Raw genomic sequence first — 19,966 nt, 5'->3', positions numbered from 1 at the left:
AAGTCACGGCCACCGTCACGGTTACCGCGGTAGCTACCTTCACGACGACCACCCTCGCGGCGATCGAAGTCGCGGAAACCGCCCTCACGACGGCCACCACCGAAGCTGCGGCCACCGCCGCCACCCTTGGGACCGTTGTCCTTGCGGATGTTGATGAACTCGCCAGCGATCTTGGTGTCGCGCAGGCGATCGAAGAAGTCGCGGGGCAGGTCCTCGGGCAGGCCAACAATGGTGAAGTGCTGGCGAATGTCGATGGAGCCAATCTGGGAGCCCTTAATGCCACCCTCGTTAGCCAGCGCACCCACGATAGCGCCTGCAGTCACACGGGAGGAACGGCCAACGTTCAGCTTGTAGTTGACCATGCCCTCGTCGTTGTGCGCGCGCTTAGCCTTGCGGCCGCCGCGGTCCGAATCGTCGTCGGAGAAGGGGCGGGAGTTGCGCGCGATGTCCTCTTCCTCATCCAGGAAGAACGGGCGACCCTGCTGGGCGATAACAGCCAGTGCAGCCGCAATGTCCTCAGCGGTGGTGTCGTGCTCGTTCTCGTAGTCCTCGATAATCTGGCGGAAGAAGCTCAGGTCCTCAGACTCGATGGTCTCGGTAATCTGCTGTGCGAAGCGCTGCTTACGGGTCTCGTTCACTGCCTCTGCGGTGGGCATGTGCATCGGCTCGACCTTCTGGCGGGTTGCCTTCTCGATTTGACGCAGCATGTACTTCTCACGCGGGGTGACGAAGAGGATTGCGGCACCTTCGCGACCTGCACGGCCGGTACGACCGATGCGGTGCACGTAGGACTCGGTGTCGTGGGGGATGTCGTAGTTAACAACCAGGGAGATGCGCTCAACGTCCAGGCCGCGTGCCGCCACGTCGGTTGCCACGAGGATGTCGATGCGACCGTCACGCAGGGCGTCAACGGTGCGCTCACGCAGCTGCTGGGGGATGTCACCGTTAATCGCTGCTGCCGCGAAACCGCGTGCCTTCAGCTTGTCGGCGACTTCCTCGGTTTCCTTCTTGGTGCGCACGAAGACAATGATGCCGTCATAGTTTTCGACCTCGAGCACGCGGGTCATTGCGTCCAGCTTGTGGGAGTGCATGACCTGCATGTAGCGCTGAGTAATGTTTGCGCTGGTGGTGGTCTTAGCCTTGACGCGAACCTCGCGGGGGTCGTTCAGGTACTGCTGAGCGATCTTGCGGATCGAGTTGGGCATGGTTGCGGAGAAGAGCGCGACCTGCTTGGTGTCGGGGGTGCCTTCGAGGATCTTTTCCACGTCTTCGGCGAAGCCCATGCGCAGCATTTCGTCTGCTTCATCCAGCACCAGGTACTGCAGGTTGGACAGGTCCAGGGAGCCCTTTTCCAGGTGGTCAATCACGCGGCCGGGGGTACCGACGACGACCTGCGCACCGCGGCGCAGACCAGCCAGCTGCGGGCCGTAGGGGGAGCCACCGTAGATGGGCAGGACGGTGAAGTCCTCCATGTGGGTTGCGTAGGAGGAGAAGGCTTCTGCAACCTGCAGAGCCAGCTCGCGGGTGGGTGCCAGGACCAGAACCTGGGTGTCGCGGGAGATGCCGTTGACGTCAGCAAGTTCAGCCATGCGGGACAGTGCCGGCAGCGCGAATGCTGCAGTCTTACCGGTACCGGTCTGTGCCAGACCGACCACATCGTGGCCTTCGAGCAGCAGCGGGATGGTCTGTTCCTGGATGGGGGACGGCTTCTCGTAGCCTACCTCTTCCAGAGCTGCCAGGACGCGAGCGTCCAGGCCCAGGTCGGTGAAGCGTACGCCTTCTTCTTCAGCCTTGTCGGCGGTTTCTTCTGCGGGGGTTTCTACAGTAGCTTCTGCGGTGGTTTCTTCTGCTTCTACAGCAGGGCTCTCAACGGTGTTCTCGGTGATGTTCTCAGTGGTCACAACGGTCTCTGCCTCGGCGTTCAGTTCGGCCGGGGTAGCAGTATTCTCAGTCAATTTTTCCTCTATACGGTAGGGGTGGAAGCGCACGCTTTTCGGCGCTTACCGGGTGTCCCCTTCACGGCCCAGCCACACATCATCCCCTGGGGAGTAGAACGTCCAGGGGTCCTCCGTTACCGGCGCATTCTGCAGAGGTGTTCTGCGGATGCTGCGGGTAGCGGCTTTTGCTGGGGGTGGTCTTGAATTTCTCGGCACATTATCCGCACGCTTGTTCGTACTCTACGCTCAACGCACAGTAGTTCCTGTGAATCAGGGTGTACAGGGTGGGTAATGCTCACATGCAATGTCACGTATTCCTGGTGGTTCGCCTTCCCGCTTACACGGCGGTGGTGTGTCTGTTACAGCAGACGCAGCAAAGACGCTGGACCAGAGATCGTTAAGAGAAGCCCTCGTGTACGGTGTAAACCGCAAATTTATGGGGCGTATCAATCGGTGATGGTGAGTACGGCGCACCTACAATTCCAGCACCACCTTGGGTGCCGGGTGCGCACAAGACCTTCATCGGGGGTTCCCGTATTCTACCTAGTCTACCTTAGCGGCGTCCATTTAACCCCAAAAGGTGCTTAAAACCTCATCTCTTAACGGCGAGCGCCCACCCTCACAGCCGGAGGGCGGGCGCTTTTCAGGCACGCATCATGCCTATGCAGTCCTGGGATTAATCCACGCGACGCACAATATCAATCGTGCCGACAGTCGCATACTTAGCGTAGGAGCTGCCGTAGCGGTCAGCCGCATACTGTGCGGCGTTGGTCGGCGGGTTGCCGCCCCAGGAGTTGCTCATGCGGTCGATGACCACGTAGTCGGGCGCTGGCTTACCGGTGTGTCCAATCCAGTAGACGGTACGACCGGGAATCAGCTGGGTCAGAATCGACAGGTCAGATGCGACCGATACCCCTTCAGGTACCTTCTGGACGGCGTCCCGCTTCATCTGGTCAGTCGTAGTCAGCGCGGAGGCGGTGAACTGCGCATTACCCAGGGACGCGAGGGGCTGCTGGGATCCGGGCACGAAAATCGGGGACGCGGCTAGGAAGAGCGCCACGGCAGGCAGAACCCACACGGGCATGCGGCGCGCCGTGGCGGTCAGGCGGCCGGGCTCGGTATTGGTCTGAGGTTCCTGCGCGGAGGCGCTATCGGCTGCGCGCGCGCCCAAACGCGCCGGAATCGCAGCGGGAACCACTCCGTAGCGTATCCGCATGACAGCGTCGAGCAGGGCGAAGAAGACGACGGGCATGAGCACGAGCGAGTAGTGCCAGGTGCTTGCCCAGTAGGATTCCATGGTGGAGAGTAGACGCCAGGCAAGGGTCGGCAGGGCAATTGCCGCGAGCGGAGAAATCACCCAGAGGACTGCTCCGGTAATGAGCAGCAGGCCGAGGGTTGCCAGCTTGGTGTTGTTGCTGAGCATCTGCAGTGCCGAGCCGAAGGGGTCGCCCAGAGCCGCAGATAAGTTCACCTTGTCGGCATAGTCGAAGTTTCCGCCGCTATTGAAGTAGGGCAGAATCACGTAGATGGCGACGGCGGACCAGAATACGCCCCAAATCATGACCATGGTGGATTCGGCGACGGCGGGGGTGCGCGCCCAGGAGGAGTAGAGCTGATGCACGCGGATTCGCATGGGGGCGGGGGTGCCCGCGGAGAGGCGCGGCATCAGAATGTCTACGGCGGTGCTCAGCCAGCCGGTGCGAATAAAGATAATGAGGCCGATGGCTGCGACGGTGATACCCATATCTTCTTTGACGAAGGCAATGGGCAGGGACCACCAGCAAGCGTAGGCGAGGTAGCGGGCACGTTCGGTGCCACTCACTCGCGAGGCGAGCACCAGGTAACCGAGGCTCATGGCAAGCAGCGGCACGGCGAAGGCTACTTCGTGGAATTGGGCGGCGATAGCCTGCTGAACTCCGAAGCTGAGGGCGAATCCGGCGCCGAGCAGCAGACCGGTGATGGTCGGGATGACACTCTGAAGTTTTGCGGACTGAGCAGTCTGCGCAGGTTCGTTCTTCTGCGCGTCCTCAGTTTTCTGTGCGTCCTCAGTCTTCTGGGCGAGCGCGAAGGCACGCTGAGTGAAGCGCACAATGGCAAAGCTTGCGAAGGCGACCAGGGCGTTCTGCACGACCAGTAGCGTGGTCGGCGAGGGGAACAGCGCGTAGACGGGTCCCAGGAGCACCAGAATCGGGTGGAAGTGGTCACCCCAGAGGTTAAAGTCGGGCCCCTTAATGGGCACGATGGGCACGGAGAAGTGCGAGTACGCCTGAGCCATCTGGGTGAAAATCGCCAGGTCCCAGGAGGGCGTAATCCAGTGCTTCATCTGTTGCAGCGAGTAGTAGGTGTACAACGCCATGACGGCGGCGGCAAGCAGCAGGCCGGGTAGTAGTTCGAGGGGGCGGATGCTTTTGACGCGCTCGGTGAGGGACTGACGCGGCTGTTTCTTGGCGCGCTGAGTACGGCCCGCGCTGGTGTCGGTGCTGTTCTTCTGTTCAGGTGCGTCAGTATTCGAGGATGCTTCGTGTGCTTCCGCTGCCATAGGCGTCCTTCTCTCGGGGTGTGTGTCCGGGCTACAGGCGCCCACAGAACGGGTGGAACGCGTCGCCTTTGTCGTTGCCGGTGGCGGAGTTTGCGTTCGTTCTCACTCTACCCTTTAGGGTATCGCATTAGCGCTGTGCCTGCCCTTCCTGCGCTTTTTGTATCTTGTCCCTCAAATATCTGCCCCGGATGTTGTTGCCCGGTTTGGGCGCATAGACTGGTGTGGTGAGTACGTTTCCTTCCTCAACCCCCGGCGGTGTCACCCCTAACTGTGCGGCCCTTGACAGCCACCCGGTAGCGGGTGCTCGGCGCATCCGGCATCCTTTAGCGGCAGCTGGTGTGCCCTATGCGCCAGCGCTTGCGGATGTTCTTCAGGAGCCTACCGTTCTTCACCAGCCGCGCGTTCAGGTTCGTACTCTCTCCTCCGCCGCTTCGCCCCTTCCGGGTGTCCTGGCTCCTGAGGTGTGCGAGGTTGTGATTGAGCCGCATGTTCCGGTGCAGTTGTCGCAGACGTTGGGGTCGTTGCGCCGCGGTGCTCAGGATCTTTCGTATCGTGCGCTGAGCCGCGCGGATGGTGCCGAGAGAATCTGGTTGACGGCTCGCACGCCGTTTCATGAGTTCCCGGCGGTGCTGTACGCCGAACGATTGGCGCAGCCAGCTAAGCTTCCCGAGACTCTCCCCTCCCTGCATCGCCTGCTGATGCGCCCGGTGCGTATTCGTATCTGGGTTTCTTATAGTGCCGCTGATCAGCAGATGCAGGCGCGAGCCGACCTTCAGGCGCTAGCGCAGGAAATGACGTACTGGCTGGGGTTGCACGACCCCGCCGAACAGTTCGGTGCTCTGTCTTCTTTTGAGTCTCTTCCGCCGCGTGTTCAGCAGGCGTGGCGGCAGAATCCGGGGCTCCGCCTCAGCGCTTCGGGGCAGCTGGACCGGCAGATGCTCAACGCCATTGTGGAGCAGCGCATCACCCAGACCGAAGCGTTCAGGACCTTAGGCTGGGTTCTGCGAAAGTACGGCTCCCCCGCCCCTTCGACCGGGCTGGGGCATCAGCCGGAGGGGATGCGCGTCTACCCAAACGCCCGGACCCTGGCGACGATTCCTACCTGGGATTGGCATCGGGCTGGCGTTGATAAAAGCCGCTACGATGCCGTGTACGCTTACGCTCGTTCCGCAGAGTCTCTAAAAAACATTGCGGCAGAAGGCGACGTCGCGCTACTGGCACGGAGCCTACACAGTGTGCGCGGCGTGGGCCCGTGGAGTATTTCCGAGGCTCTACAGCGCGTGTGCGGGCACCCGGATGCCATCAGCGTGGGTGACTACCATCTGGCGCACGCGGTCGGTGAGTTATTCACCGGTCAGCGCACCGATGATGCGGGTATGCTCGCCCTGCTGGCGCCCTACAGCCCGCATCGGCAGCGCCTGGTGCGGCTCATGCACGCTTCAGGCTTTTCGAAGCAGCGCTACGGGGCACGCATGAGCATTGAGGATCACCGCGGTCGCTAACGCTCCCGCACCCTCACGAGGTTAAAAGGGGACGGGGCGCCCCTGCCGGTTGTGCCGGCGGGTGCGCCCCGTTCAAGCTCTTTTGTGGTGGTGAGCTTACTTCTTCTCTGCAGAGCCTTCTGCTGCTGCGATTTCTGCACGGACCTTGTCCATGTCGAGCTCGCGAATCGAACCGATCACGGTCTCCAGCTGGTCTTCGCGCAGTGCGCCAGCCTGCTGGTAAACCAGGATACCGCCACGGAAGCCCATGATGGTGGGGATGGAGGTGATGCCTGCTGCCTGAGCGAGCTGGCCCTGGTCCTCGGTGTCAACCTTGCCGAAAACGATGTCGCTGTGCTTCTCCGAAGCCGCCTCGTAGACGGGGGAGAACTGCTTGCAGGGACCGCACCAATCTGCCCAGAAGTCCAGGAAGACGATGTCATTGCTCTCGACGGTAGCAGTCAGGTTCTGCTGAGTAATTTCAATAGTAGCCATGAGATAAAGCTACACCCTCAAGACCCCAATCGCTAATTGTTCGCTCTGGGATTCAAACATGTGAAAGATATGACAAATTGCGGTCATAGTAAATACTTTTTGCGGCTGTTTCAGCCGGTTTACGGGCGTGTCGCGAATACTCTGGCGAATGTCCCTGTAGCCGAATGATGGAGGCGCCCGACCCGGCGGGCGAAGCCCCGTGGTCGTCCCCTACAGCATCCTGAGGAAAGCACCCAATGCGGGCACCCAGAAAATACGGGCGCAACCATGAAAGACCGTTGCTGTGGAAGACCACTGTGGTGGAAGATTACCGCGGTGGAAAGCAGCTGGGTTGGAAAGCGGCTGCGGAATCCGCTATAAAACTGGTTTTAGATACACAAAAGCCCGGTTACTTTCGTAACCGGGCTATTTGTGGCAGGTGAGGGATTCGAACCCCCGTAGGCAGTGCCAGCTGATTTACAGTCAGCCCCCTTTGGCCGCTCGGGTAACCTGCCGCCTAGCTAGGTGCTAGTTGCTCGCTCAAGCGAACAGAGACTACTCTACAGCAGTTTTAGGGACTTGTACACTTCACATAGGGTTTTGTGACGAAGGTTATATGTCTGGTTGTATTTATCGTCTTTTCGTCACACAAGAGCGTCAGCGCACGCTCACCGCGCGCCCATATCTATCGCAGCGCCCACGCTCTCACCTTATGAATAAAGCCGCGAATAAAGCCACCGCCTACAGCAGTTTTAGAAGGAGCGGGAAGGAGTATCGCCATCCTGCTCAAGCAGAAGCACAATCTCCAGGTGCTCCAGATAGCGGCGCGCCTGCTCCACGGTGCACATGTCACCGGCAATCTCACGCTCCAGGTCACGGCGAACGCCACGGAAACGTGCCACCAGCGAAGGTTCCGTCAGGGTGATACCGATACCGTCAAAGAGAGAAGGCTCAGCATCTTCCTCGTGCAGGTCAAGGTGAATATCGTGGTGGTCAGACTCGCTGAGGCGCTCAGCCTCAGGAATATCTTCGGGCTCAGCGCCCAGAGAGGTATGCAAGTCAATGAAGAGCAGGGTTTGCAGGTCGTGAGCTTCCTCGCTCGTGTGTGCGTCCGTTGCAGACAGGTTATGAATGGTCATATCTCTATTGTCCTCTTTTTAGGTTGGTAACGCCTGTAAAACAGGCCCGTATTTCTGTTAGTTAGCTGTGAACAAGAGCCCCAACCCGGTAGGCTAGTACTAACCGGTGCCAGTAGCACCTCATTCACGAAAGGAAAACCCATGGCTAGCGAATCCTCATTCGACATTGTGTCCAAGGTGGACAAGCAGGAAGTTTCTAACGCACTGCACCAGGCGCAGAAGGAAATCTCCCAGCGTTACGACTTCCGTGGCGTTGGCGCAGAAATCGACTACTCCGGCGACAAGATCCTCATCAAGGCAAACGCCGAAGAGCGCGCACTGGCAGTGCTGGACGTTTTCCAGTCCAAGCTGGTCAAGCGCGGCATCTCCCTGAAGTCCCTGGACTCCGGCAAGCCCTACGCATCCGGCAAGGAAATCCGCATCGAATGCTCCATCAAGGAAGGCATCGCGCAGGATCAGGCAAAGAAGATCTCCAAGATGATCCGCGAAGAGGGCCCCAAGGGCGTAAAGGCGAACATCCAGGGCGACGAGCTGCGCGTCTCCTCCAAGTCCCGCGATGACCTGCAGGAAGTCATTGCAATGCTCAAGTCCGCTGATCTTGAGATTGACCTGCAGTTCGTCAACTACCGCTAAGCTCAGGCGAGGCTCTCACCCTCTATCCCCGCCCAGCGATGGGTGAGGATAGAGGACTAGAAGCCGAAACGTAAAAATCCTCGGGGTGGCTACTTCCACAGTAGCCACCCCGAGGATTTTTTGTCTGCCAACCCGTCATCGCGGGTCACAATCGTCACCCCGGGTCATATTCACGCCCAGAGATGAGGGCGACAAAAAGACTTAGTACTGACCCATCTCACGAGCCTGCTGCTGCAGACGCGCAATACGCTGATCCATCGGCGGGTGAGTAGAGAGCATGCTCTTCAGCGAACCGAAGGGATTCGCAATCATCATGGCGCTCGCCGCCTCAGTGCTACGGTTGTTCGGGTCCATCGGGTACATGGACACGCCGCTCTCCAGCTTGTGCAGTGCCGAAGCCAGAGCCAGCGGGTCGCCGGTCAGACGTGCGCCGTCCTCGTCGGCATCAAATTCACGGGTGCGGCTAATAGCCATCTGGATGACCTGAGTAGCAATGGGAGCCAGCATAGCAACCACGAACATGGCGAGGGGGTTGGAACGTTCACCATCGCGGTTGGATCCACCGAACATCGCGCCAAACGAAAGAATCTGCGCAATCGTACCGATGATGGAGGCGATACCCGCCGCCACCGAAGAGGTGAGGATATCGCGGTTGTACACGTGCATCAGCTCGTGGCCGAGCACGCCGCGCATCTCGCGCTCATCCAGCAACTGCAAAATACCCTCAGTGCAACACACCGCCGCATTCTGCGGGTTACGGCCGGTCGCAAACGCGTTCGGGGTCATAGTCGGTGCCACGTAGAGGGCGGGCATGGGCTGACCCGCGCGGGAGGACAGCTCCTCCACTATGTCGTAAAGTACCGGAACCTCTTCACGGCTGACCGGGTAAGCATTCATGGAACGTAGGGCGAGCTTATCGGAGTTCCAGTAGGTGTACACGACCGAACCCAAGCTAAACAGGCCCATAACCCAGATGAAAATGGAGGTGCGGAAAGTCGCCGAAAGCAGGCCACCGATGAGCAACATCATGCCCACCATGGAGCCCATCAACAGGGCAGTTTTCAGTCCGTTGTTATGGCTGTGCATGGGTATCCTCCTGAACAATTAGGTCAGTGCGTACAGCGTGTACTTGACTCTATAGAATACGTGCAAGCACCCGCGGGCGCACCTTATGGCACGCGGATTCACCCAGAGCGTCACCCATGCGCCGAAAGCTCAAAAGGGATTAGGGAATAGCGCCCGGAATATTCACCAGGGGCACCTGCTCCAGCACCTGCGCCGTAGCAGTGGGGAAAATACCCAGCAGCAGAATCGTGCCGTACGCGCCCAGAAAAAGGATGAAGAGCAGACCGAGCATCAGCTGACCCTCCAGATCAAAACCAGTGGTAGTACTGCGGTACTGGCCGTAAATCACCGGGGTCACGATGGGCACACCGAAGAGCAGAATCATCAGCAGAATGTAGATGGGGTTTGTGAAGTCGTACACCATGACCCTATCCTCCTTGATGGTGATCGCCGGTACGGGTTACTCTAGGTTCTTTGATTGTACGGCATCTCTTCACACCCGAGGCCGGGGCGAGGAGGGGCGCCACAGAGTGGATGAAAGGGACGCTCCACCGGCTTATTATGAATTTTTCATAAAATAATGATGAATTTCTCATAATAACGTGTAGACTTAAACCTATGACCGACGCAAAGACAACCTCCGACACGAAGAAGGCTCAAAGCCCAGACCATCACAACACCGGTTGCGCCCACACCACCGGCCTACCCCTGCTCTCCGCAATGAGCCCCGAACAGCTCGAAGAAGCATGGACCACCGGACTGCGCGCCAGGGGCCGCCGCGTCACCAAGCAGCGCCTCGCCGTACTCCACGCAGTGCAGGAACACCCGCACTCCACCGCCGACACCATCGTGCAGGCAGTCCGCGAGCGCATCCCCGCCATTACGGTTCAGTCGGTCTACGTGATTCTTGCCGACCTGACCGACATCGACCTGCTGCGTAAGTTTGAGCCGCCGGGAACCCCCGCCCTCTACGAAACCCGCACGGGCGACAACCACCACCACGCCTTCTGCGTACGCTGCGGCAAGGTCGAAGACGTGGACTGCGCGGTCGGCTCCGCACCCTGCCTGACCCCCAGCGATTTTCACGGCATGGCACTCTTCAGCGCAGACGTGCTCTACCAGGGCGTATGTGTAGACTGCCAGACCGAGCAGGAGGCGGCACTCGCCCGCACCCAGCAGGAAGCGGCAACGCGCATCCTGGCGGCATAACCCTATAGCCCCGGGAGTCTCGGGCAGGCTCGGTCATGAGCGTTTTAAACCGTTGAGGCGGCGACACAACTCGTGTCGCCGCCTCAACGGTTAAGATATTCGATGCAAGGGCTTAGGCACCCATGCGGGGCTGAGAGCCCACAATCTCCAGCAGCTCGCGGATCTGCGCCGCGGTCAACACCGTGGAGGGGTTAATCGCGTTCACCTTCACGCTCGGGGCGCCAATCTCCAGGGCGTAACGCAGAATATCCAGGGCGTTCGCCGAACGCACCTCAATATGCGGATCCAGTGCCGCAATCTCAATGGGCGAAGTGAACACCAGCAGGCTCTGCGGGTTACCGTTCTCATCCGGGTCAAAGACGAAAGAGGTACCGGACGGGTCAGCCGGGTCAACACCCACCAGCAGCACGGACGCCGGGGACACCAGCGAGCCGAGTAGCATCTGCATGTTGTCCTGGGTCAGCGCCATCTTCGCGCCGTCGTTACGGGGCGAAGTGACAATCCACTGCACCTGAGCGCGCTCAATGTAGCACTCGTGGTCGGTGCCGGGGTCAACCACAATCAGGTCCAGCGCCTCGTTGCCGAGGAAATCGATAAAGACCTTCATCGCCGGTTCACGCAGAATCAACTCGTCGCCCTCGGACTCCTGACGCACGTAGCTCTTACCAATGTGCTCGGAGGAGGAGAACACGCACAACGCCTGCATACCGGTCTCGGGCATGCGAATAACCTGGTGGGTCAGCACCGACTCGGGGCCCATCGGGTCGGTCTCAGACGGAATCAGCAGGGAACCGGTCGCATCGAGCAGAACGTCACCACCGAGCATCGTGCGGACCACGTTAATGAGGGTTCGCTCCTGCACGTCGTTGCGGAAGGTCTCCAGAGCAGCAACCAAGTAGGGGTTCGGAATCTCATGCTCGCTCGAAGACAGTGCCGCGGCGGCGGAGTGGCGGGCACGACCCTCCATACGCTCACGAGCCCACTGCGGGATACGCGACGCATCGCGAGGGAACTCAGCCAGGTGCTCACGCACGTCGGTTGCGGTCAGGGTGCCCTCATTCTTCCAGCTAGCGGGCTCGTCGTCACGGTTGTAGGAGGCACCCACGCTGAACTGCGGGTTGGGCCAGCCGGTAGCCGCAACCACGATGGAGGCGGTAAACCAGGTGCCGCGGTTACCGTCGTAGGCGGCGCGCTGTAGCTTACGGACCTCAGCAATAATGGGCGAGCCGTCCTTGAGCGGGCCGATGGTGCCAATGAACTCTTCGCCGTCGCGGAATTCACGCACACGCACGAAAATCTGACCTGCCAGAGGCTTGACGTCCAGCACCATTTCGCTCCAGCCGGAGTCAACACTAACGACATCCAGCAGCCAGCTTCCAATGTTGTTCAGCGCATCCTGGATGCGCGCGGCGCGGCTACTCGTCTCGGCAAGGCGGGGTTCAGTCATAGTTCATACATCCTTGAGTGTGAATACGGCGCGGCTGGAGGCATCCGTGTTCGGTCGTAGTGTCGGCTTACAGGGTGCCGGAAGAAGCCGTCCCTTCGATTCTAACGAACACAGGCACTCAACGCAGATAGTTTACGCCGAAAGATATATGCTCTACCTCTCCCTCAGAGCTCTTGGATACGGCTCAAACAGGCGCCTTAGAGCCCAATACGCCTAAAGCACACACTAAAACCGGGGATACACGGCATAGTGAACGCTAAAAGGTTGATAATCTTGAAGCATGACGAATTCTCTGCAGGACCTTATCGACGCATCGATCTTTATCTCCACCGAGTACCAGGCTCGACTCGCCGAGCTCGTGGGTACCTCCGAGTGGAACGTGGATTTCACCTCCCAGTCTCTGGACTTTGAGACCACTCCCCCGCTCTCGCTCAAGCCGCATCTGCTGGGCACCGAATCCGAGAACCGCGGTACTTGGATTTGGTCTTGGCAGCAGCTGGGCTACTTCCCCGACTCCGTTGTTTCTGCCGCTATTCAGGCGCGTGAAACCGGTGAGCGTGACGGTCTGGTTGAGCTGACCACCGACGAGCTGCCCCTCTCCGAGTCTCTGGCACGCCGCCTGACCCTGGCAACCAAGACCATCAGCGGCCTGTACGCACACTACCCGCTGCCCGCGGGCGCTGGCGTGCGCGCATGGACCCTGCTGGAGGGTGCCGAGCTGACCCTCGAGGCCCCGACCTACAAGGGTATTGGCCGCGTCATTGCTAAGACCCTGCAGAGCGAAGAGGTACACAACCAGGTTCTGGCGGTGGACTCCTACGCTCAGCAGCGCGGCTTCCACATTGCCTGGGACACCGAGGCAACCGCCGTGCTGACCGCAACCGACGGTGCCCTGCGCCTGTGGTTCGACGAGGGCCGCATCAGCGGCATCGAGCAGGCTGAGCCTCAGGTTGGCCCCGAGATTCTGGAGCAGTGCGCAGCCGCGGCCGCACAGCGTCGCGAATCCCTCGCCGCACTGCGTGCCGAGATTGAGCGAGTGGCAGCCGCAGAGGCAGCCGCTCAGAACGCACAGCGCGAGCAGGAGGCAGCAGAACGCGCCGCCGCACGTGCAGAGGCTGAGGCTGAGCGCGCCGTCGAGATCGCCGAGCACGCACCGGTCGCAGAGACCGAGGTACCCGGCGTCGAGAGCACCGAGGATCTCTACCCCGCCGACGAGGCTCCCTTCGATCAGGAGCCGGCAGAGTACGCAGAGCCCGGCCTGGTCACCGTGGAGACCCTGCCCGGCGAGTACGAGGCAGAAGAGACCGAGCAGGCTCGCGTCTACACCGACGAGTCCATCGGTGCCGAGCAGCCCGAGCACGAGACCGTTGAGGCTTCCGTCGAGTACGTTGAGGAGCCGGTCGCGGCTGAGCCTGTTGCTGAGCAGCCCATCGAGGTTGAGCAGGAGGCAGCAGAGTACGAGGAGCAGCACGTGGAGCCCATCCGCAACGCTGGTGCAGCTCCCGACCTGCAGGCAGAGCACGAAGAGGCAGCCCGCCGCGAGCAGGAAGAAACTGCACGCCGCGAGGCAGAGCAGCCCAAGAAGAAGGGCTTCTTCTCCCGCTTCTTCGGCCTCTAAACCGAATACGCAGCATTCCTCAGGCGCGGTATCCTCGTGGTACCGCGCCTGAGGCGTCCCTAGCGTATGCTGCACCCCGTATCGGGTACAGTAGTGTGCGCGCATCGAAACCTGTGTGGGTACCCAGCTGGCGCATCCCGATGAATAGCTTAGAAGAACGTAACCGAAGAATCAGGTCAGACGAAACCATGTCAGAAACGCAGAAGCACACCACCCGCAACGGGTTTATCACCATCATCGGCACCTACATCATTTGGGGTCTGCTCCCCCTGTATTTTGTGCTGATGGCGCCAGCAGGACCGATTGAGATTGTGGTGGCGCGAGTGGTCTTCTCCCTCATTTTCTGCGCCCTGCTACTACCGATTGTGCGGGCAACCGCGGACTTCCGCCGCGCCCTCAAGGACCGCCGCATCATGCTGGTACTGACGGCGGCATCGTTCCTCATCTGCGCGAACTGGCTTATCTACGTGATGGCAACAACCAGCGGTCACACGATTGATGCGTCCCTGGGATATTTCATTAACCCGCTGGTCTCCGTGGTGCTGGGCGTGATTTTCCTGCAGGAGCGCCTGCGCGCCGCGCAGTGGGTATCCGTCGCAATTTCATGTATCGCGGTGCTGATGATGAGCCTCATCTACGGTCAGGTGCCCTGGACGGGTCTGGGCCTGGCATTCTCCTTCGGCATCTACGGCCTGCTCAAGGCACGCGTAGCCCACGACGTGAGCCCCATCGTCTCTCTATCCCTGGAAACCTTTATCCTGGCACCTCTGGGCATAGCAGCGTTGCTTGTGCTGAACGCGCAGGGGCAGATGACTCTCTTCAGTGAGGGTCCCGGACATTTCTGGCTCCTCGCCTCCACCGGCATGGTCACCGTTGTGCCCCTCATGCTCTTTGCAGCGGCTACCAAGGCGCTACCGCTGTCAGTCATTGGCATGGTGCAGTACCTGGGCCCGACCATCCAGTTCATTCTGGCTATCACCGTTCTGCACGAGCAGATGAGCCCCGACAAGGTGCTGGGTCTGAGCCTCATCTGGATTGCACTCATCATTTTCACCGTGGATGCGTTGCGCGCCTCCCGCTCCTACCGCGCCTCCGCGCTGTCCGACCCGGAAACCGGTATGATCCCGCTGGTACAAGCTGAAGACGTGCAGAGCATCAACGTTCAGAGTGAAGATCTTCAGATTGCCCTAGAGGAAGAATCTCAGCCTAAGAGCAAGTAGCTCTCCCCCAACCCGCATACAACAAAGTGATGCCCCGCAGACGTTAGCCTGCGGGGCATCACTTTATGTCGCGTTCACACGCTAAAGCTCAGACCCCTGAGCTTCAGCAGCAGCATCGAGAGCATCCAGATCCGGATGACGGTGCAGGTTCAGCAGAGCCAAACCCAGGCCACCCCAAATGATCAGGATTGCCACAATGAGCATCACAATTGCGGAGATAGACATGAGGGCTCCTAACGGGTAATAGTCGAATCAACGTGACCGTGCTCCACCTGACCGGAAATCACCGGAGGTGCCGGCGGCTCTTCAGCCGCACGAGACTTCTTCGACCAGGGCAGAAGAGAAATAACAATTGCGCCAACCAGAAGCAGTGCGCTCATACCCCAACCGAAAATCGCCAGCAGATCCGCGGGGTAACCCTCATACGGGGTCGCAATCAGTTTGATAACGCTCTGAATCAGAGAGTAACCCAGAACCAGCGGAGTCACGACAGCCAGCAGACCCATCCAGATCTTGCCGACCTTGATGGAGGAGTAGCGGTTCAGGTGCTCAGCCAGAGCGGGCAGAGCACGCACCACGTATGCAACCACGATAATGGCGCACAGGCCGGCAGCCAGAATACCGAAGAGGTTCACGAAGTTATCGAGAATATCCAGTACGTACAGGCCGGTGGTGGTCGGCATCAGCAGTAGCGAAATCAGAGCCATCGGAACAATCACCAGAATGGTAGACGCCAGACGGGACGTCGCGAACTTATCCTGAATACCAGCGATAATCACCTCAAGAATCGAGATCAGGGAGGTGAAACCAGCAAAGAGCAGGGAGCCGAAGAAGAGGATACCAATCAGCACGCCGCCGGGCGCCTGAGAAATAATGGTCGGGAACGCGATGAACGCCAGACCAATACCGCTGGTCGCAACCTCGCTCACCTGGGTGCCAGCAGCCTGAGCCATGAAGCCCAGAGCCGCGAACACACCAATACCAGCAAGAAGCTCGAAACCGGAGTTCGCGAAACCAACCACAGCACCGGAACCGGTCAGGTCAGTCTTAGGCTTCAGATAGGAAGAATAGGTGACCATAATGCCGAAGCCAATGGACAGCGAGAAGAAAATCTGACCGTAAGCAGCAACCCACACATCGGGGTTAGCCAGGGAGTCCCAGCTGGGGGTGAACAAAGCGTTCAAGCCGTCCACAGCACCAGGCAGGGTCAGCGAGTAAATCACCAAACCAACGAACATGACCAGCAGCAGCGGGATGAAGATAATGTTGGCTGCGCCCACGCCCTTCTGAACACCCAGAGCCATCACAGCAAGCAGAACGCCCCACACCAGAACCATGGGAATCAGGATGTTCATGTTGAAGTCCAAGGAGACGCCGGGATCCTTTGCGACCTTCAAGAACTCGCCCTGGAAGAACGCCTTCGGGTTATCGCCCCACTCATTGGTGAAGGAGAAAACCATGTAACGCAGAGCCCACGCCACAATAGCGGCGTAGTAGATAGCGATGACAAAGTTGATACCCATGTGCCACCAGCCAATGAACTCGGTCTTACGGTTCAGACGGCGGAAAGCCAGCGGGGACGACGCACGCGCGCGGTGACCGATCGCGTAGTCAAAGAACAGGAAGGTCAGACCGGCGGTCAGCAGGGCGACAATATAGGGAATCATGAAGGCGCCGCCGCCGTTATCAAATGCGATGTAGGGGAAACGCCAAATATTGCCCAGACCAACAGCAGAACCGATGGCGGCAAAGATAAAGACGCGACGGCTAGAGAAGCCTTCGCGCTTCGTGGGCGCCTTAGGGGTAGATGCTCCCATAGTTGTAAACCTCGAATGTGTGGGGACGCGGATGGTTGGTGCGAGAATAACCCGTCGGAGTGGTGGGCTCAGCTCGCGTCCAGAAATAGTAAACGGCTCTCCAACACGGGTTGGGCGTGGGAGCCGTCAAACGTCTGAAGGGTGGATGTGCGCCTCAGGCATGCCTATAAGGATTACCTTAAAGGCATATAGCGGTCAAGGAGACCCCAGCATACGGAACTATGCAGGACAGGGCGCCCGCTCATGCCTACCCTGAAAACCGGTACTGACTAGCCATAATGCAGAAAACCCCCGCTGAATCCAGTCAGATTCAGCGGGGGTTTTGAAGTATGAGACGCATCAGCGCTTACGCCAGAGCACACGTTACGTGGTGAGGCATTTTAGCCCTCGCGGTGAACCACAGCGTGAGCGAAGGACTCCAGCGCAGCCTTCGCGGTAGACTCGGGCAACGGAGCAATCGCGGCAATCGCGCGGTCCGCCCAGTCGTAAGCAATCTGCCATGCTTCCTGGGTGACCGGGTGGGCGGCGAGCGCCTCCACAGCGGTCTCCAGAGCCTCGTCGGAGCTGAGGTCGGCATCCAGCAGTGCACGAACCTTGATAGCAGATTCGTCGCCGGCAGCTACCGCACGGTCCAGCAGGATGGTCGGCAGGGTCGGCACGCCCTCGCGCAGGTCGGTGCCGCGGGTCTTACCGCTGGTCTTACCGTCGCTCACAATGTCAATCACGTCGTCAGCCAGCTGGAACGCCACGCCCACCAGCTCACCGTACGCCTTGACCATGGAGATAACATCTTCGGAAGCGCCCGAAAGCAGGGAGCCGTACTCGCCAGCTGCGGCAATCAGGGAACCGGTCTTACCCTCAATGACCGCGATGTAGTGGTCCAGCAGATCCTGACCCTCACGGGGGCCGGTGGTCTCAAAGAGCTGACCGAGCACCAGACGCTCAAAGGTCTGGGACTGAATCTTCATGGGGCGGGTGCCCAGCTCGGACACCAGCAGGGATGCGCGGGAGAAGATCAGGTCGCCGGTGAGAATCGCGACGGAGTTGCCCCAAATCATCTGGGCGCTGTCCACGCCGCGGCGCTTGGGGGCGTCGTCCATCACGTCGTCGTGGTAGAGGGTTGCCAGGTGGGTCAGTTCAACGACCACGGCGGCTTCGATGACCTCGTCGTTGATTTCGCCGTCTACGGCTGCGCAGAGCAACGCCAGCAGGGGGCGCACGCGCTTGCCGCCCGCGGAGAGCAGGTGGCGGGATGCAACATCCGCCAGGTGATCGGTCTGTGCGATGGCTTCTGCCAGGCGCTCCTCAATACGCGCGAGGGAGGAAAGAATCTGCGGACCCAGCTTGGGGTCTGCGGCGATGAGTTCGAAGCCTGCAGGAAGCTTCAGGTCGAGGTCTCCCAGCAGGTCGGTTGCGGCAATGGGCTGCTCTGCGTTGCTCACGGTGTCTTCTATCTTCTTGGTGTTGGTGTCTTCGGTGGTGTGTGAACGCGGTGTCTATGCGTTGTGTGCTTCAGGCTTGAAACCGCGGTGAATGGCGACGATGCCGCCGGTGAGGTTGCGGTACTGCACGGAGGTGAAGCCCGCCTCCTTGAACTTCTGCGCCAGTTCCTGCTGGTTGGGCCAGGCGATGATGGACTCGGCGAGGTATTCGTAGGATTCGGGGTTGGAGGAGATTGCGCGGGCAATCGGCGGAATCGCCTTCATGATGTAGTTCTTGTAGACCGCGCCGAAGGGGGCGAAGGTCGGGGTGGAGAACTCGAGGATGACGATGCGTCCGCCGGGCTTGAGCACGCGGTAGATTTCGCTCAGCGCTTTGGGGTAGTTTGCGACGTTGCGCAGGCCGTAGGACATGGTCACTGCGTCGAAGGTTTCGTCATCGAAGGGTAGGGCGGTGACGTCTGCCTGCACGAAGGTCATGTCGGGGCGGCGGCGGCGACCCACATCCAGCATGCCTTCGGAGAGGTCTGCTGCGATGACGTCCACGCCGGCGTCGGCGAAGGGTTCGGAGGAGACTCCGGTGCCTGCGGCTACGTCCAGCACTTTCTGGCCGGGGTGCGCGTCTACGGCTGCGACTGCCTGCTTGCGCCAGTAGATGTGCTGGCCGAGGGAAAGGATGCCGTTCATGAGGTCGTAGCGTTCGGCTACGGTATCGAACATGGCGGCGATATCGCTGGTTTTCTTGTCTAGGGTTGCGCGGGTTGCGCGGGTGTTCTTCTCTGCGTTCACGCTCTCAATTGTGGCATGGAGGTTAGGGGATTCGATAGTTGGGTGAACCGTAGTTGCATCATGTGGCGTGCTAAGGGGCGTGCCGTGAAGGTTTTTGAGTCGTTCAGACGGGGTTTTATTCACTCTTTAAGGGTTGATTTATGCATATTCAGCAAAAATTTATGAATATTTATGTATATGCTTGCATTTTTTAACATTGGGGCGCACAATAGACCATAGATTTCATAGAACGCGCCACTCCACGAGTGAACGCACACCCCACACAGGAGCATCCCAATGAACACCGCAATCCTCAAGAAGGCATCCCTCAAGCCCCTCGCACTGCTGGCGGTGCTGCCCCTGGCACTGACCGGCTGTGTCTCCACCGCCAACGAGAACACCGACCCTAACGGCGAGGTCAGCCTCGTCAAGTCCGGCACCCTCAGCGTCTGCACCAACACCCCCTACAAGCCCTTCGAATACGAAGAAAACGGCACCATTGTCGGCCTGGATGCAGACATCGCCAACGCTATCGCCTCCGACCTGGGTGTGAAGGCTCAGCTGACCTCCATCAGCTTCGAGGGCCTGGACTCCGGTACCGGCCTTGCTACCGGTCAGTGCGATATCGCCCTGGCGGGCATCGGCGTGACCGATGAACGTAAGAGCAAGATGGAATTCACCACCGTCTACTTCGACGACAACCTGGCAATCCTGGTTCCCAAGGGTTCCTCCATCACCTCCGCCGCAGATCTGAAGGGCGTGAGCGTTGGTGCACAGCAGGCAACCAGCGGTGAAACCTACGCCAAGGAAAACGGTGCAGAGGTCATCCAGTACGAAGACACCTCCCTCATGTTCTCCGCTCTGAAGACCGGTCAGGTCAAGGCAGTCGCAGCGAACCTCTCCGTGGTTTCCGAGGCGCTGACCAACGACCCAAACTCCTTCAAGATTGCCTACCAGGATTCCGAAAACACCGAGCAGATTGCCGCAGCAGTTTCCTCCAACAACAAGGCACTGTTGGCCAAGGCAAACTCCACCATTACCAAGCTCAAGGAAAACGGCGAGCTCGACAAGATGAAGGCCAAGTGGGTTGGTGCCACTTCCTCCACCTCCGCGAGCGCCTCTTCCTCCGCTTCCTAAGCATCTAGCCGGTTAGCCTCTCTCCCCCCCCCCCCCCCCCCCC

At 59.7% G+C, this 19,966-nt stretch carries 17 protein-coding genes and 1 tRNA gene; 6 read left to right on the top strand and 12 right to left on the bottom strand.

Annotation, left to right across the window (positions count from 1 at the left end):
• Both HMPREF2919_RS02205 and HMPREF2919_RS02200 read right to left on the bottom strand, forming a co-directional pair.
• On the bottom strand, window positions 1–1,955 hold a 1,955-nt coding region (locus HMPREF2919_RS02205; protein ID WP_070593745.1), incomplete at its 3' end, for a DEAD/DEAH box helicase.
• Between the two features lie 658 nt (window positions 1,956–2,613).
• Window positions 2,614–4,476: a DUF2079 domain-containing protein gene (locus tag HMPREF2919_RS02200; RefSeq protein ID WP_070593747.1), complete on the bottom strand. Its 1,863-nt coding sequence runs from the start codon at window positions 4,474–4,476 to the stop codon at window positions 2,614–2,616.
• 338 nt (window positions 4,477–4,814) lie between these two features.
• Here HMPREF2919_RS02200 and HMPREF2919_RS02195 point away from each other — a divergent pair, with 338 nt between their 5' ends.
• Window positions 4,815–5,978 carry a DNA-3-methyladenine glycosylase family protein gene (locus tag HMPREF2919_RS02195; RefSeq protein WP_246824038.1) on the top strand — a complete coding sequence of 388 codons (1,164 nt, stop codon included), beginning with the start codon at window positions 4,815–4,817 and terminating at the stop codon, window positions 5,976–5,978.
• A gap of 96 nt (window positions 5,979–6,074) precedes the next feature.
• On the opposite strand, the gene HMPREF2919_RS02190 is transcribed toward HMPREF2919_RS02195, so the two are convergent.
• From HMPREF2919_RS02190 to HMPREF2919_RS02180, 3 genes are all read right to left on the bottom strand, one after another.
• On the bottom strand, window positions 6,075–6,452 hold the full coding sequence (locus HMPREF2919_RS02190; protein ID WP_005504813.1) for a thioredoxin family protein: 378 nt from the start codon (window positions 6,450–6,452) through the stop codon (window positions 6,075–6,077).
• A 412-nt stretch (window positions 6,453–6,864) separates the two neighbouring features.
• Window positions 6,865–6,946 (bottom strand) — tRNA-Tyr (locus tag HMPREF2919_RS02185).
• Window positions 6,947–7,183: 237 nt separating this feature from the next.
• On the bottom strand, window positions 7,184–7,570 hold the full coding sequence (locus HMPREF2919_RS02180) for a hypothetical protein (protein WP_049341066.1): 387 nt from the start codon (window positions 7,568–7,570) through the stop codon (window positions 7,184–7,186).
• A 141-nt stretch (window positions 7,571–7,711) separates the two neighbouring features.
• On the opposite strand from HMPREF2919_RS02180, the gene HMPREF2919_RS02175 reads away from it, so the two are divergent.
• On the top strand, window positions 7,712–8,203 hold the full coding sequence (locus HMPREF2919_RS02175) for a YajQ family cyclic di-GMP-binding protein (RefSeq protein ID WP_049341065.1): 492 nt from the start codon (window positions 7,712–7,714) through the stop codon (window positions 8,201–8,203).
• Window positions 8,204–8,404: 201 nt separating this feature from the next.
• Here the strand turns inward: HMPREF2919_RS02175 and htpX are convergent, their stop codons facing one another.
• Together htpX and HMPREF2919_RS02165 are read right to left on the bottom strand one after the other, a co-directional pair.
• Window positions 8,405–9,289 (bottom strand): zinc metalloprotease HtpX, encoded by an 885-nt coding sequence (gene htpX, locus HMPREF2919_RS02170; protein ID WP_049341063.1) that lies wholly within the window; start codon window positions 9,287–9,289, stop codon window positions 8,405–8,407.
• A gap of 139 nt (window positions 9,290–9,428) precedes the next feature.
• Entirely contained in the window at window positions 9,429–9,692 is a 264-nt protein-coding gene (locus HMPREF2919_RS02165; protein WP_005504804.1) for a hypothetical protein, read from the bottom strand.
• A 194-nt stretch (window positions 9,693–9,886) separates the two neighbouring features.
• Here HMPREF2919_RS02165 and HMPREF2919_RS02160 point away from each other — a divergent pair, with 194 nt between their 5' ends.
• Complete coding sequence (locus HMPREF2919_RS02160) at window positions 9,887–10,477, top strand: Fur family transcriptional regulator (protein ID WP_005504803.1); 591 nt, start codon at window positions 9,887–9,889, stop codon at window positions 10,475–10,477.
• Between the two features lie 112 nt (window positions 10,478–10,589).
• Here HMPREF2919_RS02160 and HMPREF2919_RS02155 read toward each other — a convergent pair whose 3' ends face one another.
• Window positions 10,590–11,924, bottom strand: a complete 1,335-nt coding sequence (locus HMPREF2919_RS02155) for an SseB family protein (protein ID WP_070593753.1) — start codon at window positions 11,922–11,924, stop codon at window positions 10,590–10,592.
• A gap of 280 nt (window positions 11,925–12,204) precedes the next feature.
• Between HMPREF2919_RS02155 and HMPREF2919_RS02150 the strand changes: the two genes are divergently transcribed.
• Entirely contained in the window at window positions 12,205–13,542 is a 1,338-nt protein-coding gene (locus HMPREF2919_RS02150; protein WP_070666032.1) for a DUF6882 domain-containing protein, read from the top strand.
• Between the two features lie 188 nt (window positions 13,543–13,730).
• The gene (gene rarD / locus HMPREF2919_RS02145) at window positions 13,731–14,762 is read left to right on the top strand and encodes an EamA family transporter RarD (protein WP_049347088.1); all 1,032 of its coding nucleotides are present in this window, start codon (window positions 13,731–13,733) and stop codon (window positions 14,760–14,762) included.
• Between the two features lie 81 nt (window positions 14,763–14,843).
• Here the strand turns inward: rarD and HMPREF2919_RS09005 are convergent, their stop codons facing one another.
• From HMPREF2919_RS09005 to HMPREF2919_RS02130, 4 genes are all read right to left on the bottom strand, one after another.
• The gene (locus HMPREF2919_RS09005; RefSeq protein ID WP_005508316.1) at window positions 14,844–14,987 is read right to left on the bottom strand and encodes a methionine/alanine import family NSS transporter small subunit; all 144 of its coding nucleotides are present in this window, start codon (window positions 14,985–14,987) and stop codon (window positions 14,844–14,846) included.
• An 8-nt stretch (window positions 14,988–14,995) separates the two neighbouring features.
• A complete protein-coding gene (locus HMPREF2919_RS02140) occupies window positions 14,996–16,579 on the bottom strand; it encodes a sodium-dependent transporter (RefSeq protein ID WP_070666029.1) in 1,584 nt (527 codons plus the stop codon).
• A gap of 380 nt (window positions 16,580–16,959) precedes the next feature.
• Window positions 16,960–18,021 carry a polyprenyl synthetase family protein gene (locus HMPREF2919_RS02135; protein ID WP_070666026.1) on the bottom strand — a complete coding sequence of 354 codons (1,062 nt, stop codon included), beginning with the start codon at window positions 18,019–18,021 and terminating at the stop codon, window positions 16,960–16,962.
• A gap of 54 nt (window positions 18,022–18,075) precedes the next feature.
• On the bottom strand, window positions 18,076–18,807 hold the full coding sequence (locus tag HMPREF2919_RS02130) for a demethylmenaquinone methyltransferase (protein ID WP_049349165.1): 732 nt from the start codon (window positions 18,805–18,807) through the stop codon (window positions 18,076–18,078).
• Window positions 18,808–19,083: 276 nt separating this feature from the next.
• On the opposite strand from HMPREF2919_RS02130, the gene HMPREF2919_RS02125 reads away from it, so the two are divergent.
• Window positions 19,084–19,923: an ABC transporter substrate-binding protein gene (locus HMPREF2919_RS02125; RefSeq protein ID WP_070666023.1), complete on the top strand. Its 840-nt coding sequence runs from the start codon at window positions 19,084–19,086 to the stop codon at window positions 19,921–19,923.
• Window positions 19,924–19,966 lie beyond the last annotated feature (43 nt).

Source organism: Rothia sp. HMSC068E02, from assembly GCF_001813565.1.
Lineage (GTDB): Bacteria > Actinomycetota > Actinomycetes > Actinomycetales > Micrococcaceae > Rothia.
Note: the sequence above shows the minus strand (reverse complement) of the source record. Positions and strands in the feature narration are given on the sequence as shown.

What these genes read in the sequence shown, in the direction of transcription:
- HMPREF2919_RS02180 (WP_049341066.1), bottom strand. Translation starts at nt 7,570, where the DNA reads ATGACCATTCATAACCTGTCTGCAACGGACGCACACACGAGCGAGGAA.
- HMPREF2919_RS02175 (WP_049341065.1), top strand. Translation starts at nt 7,712, where the DNA reads ATGGCTAGCGAATCCTCATTCGACATTGTGTCCAAGGTGGACAAGCAG.
- HMPREF2919_RS02200 (WP_070593747.1), bottom strand. Translation starts at nt 4,476, where the DNA reads ATGGCAGCGGAAGCACACGAAGCATCCTCGAATACTGACGCACCTGAA.
- HMPREF2919_RS02140 (WP_070666029.1), bottom strand. Translation starts at nt 16,579, where the DNA reads ATGGGAGCATCTACCCCTAAGGCGCCCACGAAGCGCGAAGGCTTCTCT.
- HMPREF2919_RS02150 (WP_070666032.1), top strand. Translation starts at nt 12,205, where the DNA reads ATGACGAATTCTCTGCAGGACCTTATCGACGCATCGATCTTTATCTCC.
- HMPREF2919_RS02160 (WP_005504803.1), top strand. Translation starts at nt 9,887, where the DNA reads ATGACCGACGCAAAGACAACCTCCGACACGAAGAAGGCTCAAAGCCCA.
- HMPREF2919_RS09005 (WP_005508316.1), bottom strand. Translation starts at nt 14,987, where the DNA reads ATGTCTATCTCCGCAATTGTGATGCTCATTGTGGCAATCCTGATCATT.
- htpX (WP_049341063.1), bottom strand. Translation starts at nt 9,289, where the DNA reads ATGCACAGCCATAACAACGGACTGAAAACTGCCCTGTTGATGGGCTCC.
- HMPREF2919_RS02155 (WP_070593753.1), bottom strand. Translation starts at nt 11,924, where the DNA reads ATGACTGAACCCCGCCTTGCCGAGACGAGTAGCCGCGCCGCGCGCATC.
- HMPREF2919_RS02190 (WP_005504813.1), bottom strand. Translation starts at nt 6,452, where the DNA reads ATGGCTACTATTGAAATTACTCAGCAGAACCTGACTGCTACCGTCGAG.
- HMPREF2919_RS02125 (WP_070666023.1), top strand. Translation starts at nt 19,084, where the DNA reads ATGAACACCGCAATCCTCAAGAAGGCATCCCTCAAGCCCCTCGCACTG.
- HMPREF2919_RS02165 (WP_005504804.1), bottom strand. Translation starts at nt 9,692, where the DNA reads ATGGTGTACGACTTCACAAACCCCATCTACATTCTGCTGATGATTCTG.
- rarD (WP_049347088.1), top strand. Translation starts at nt 13,731, where the DNA reads ATGTCAGAAACGCAGAAGCACACCACCCGCAACGGGTTTATCACCATC.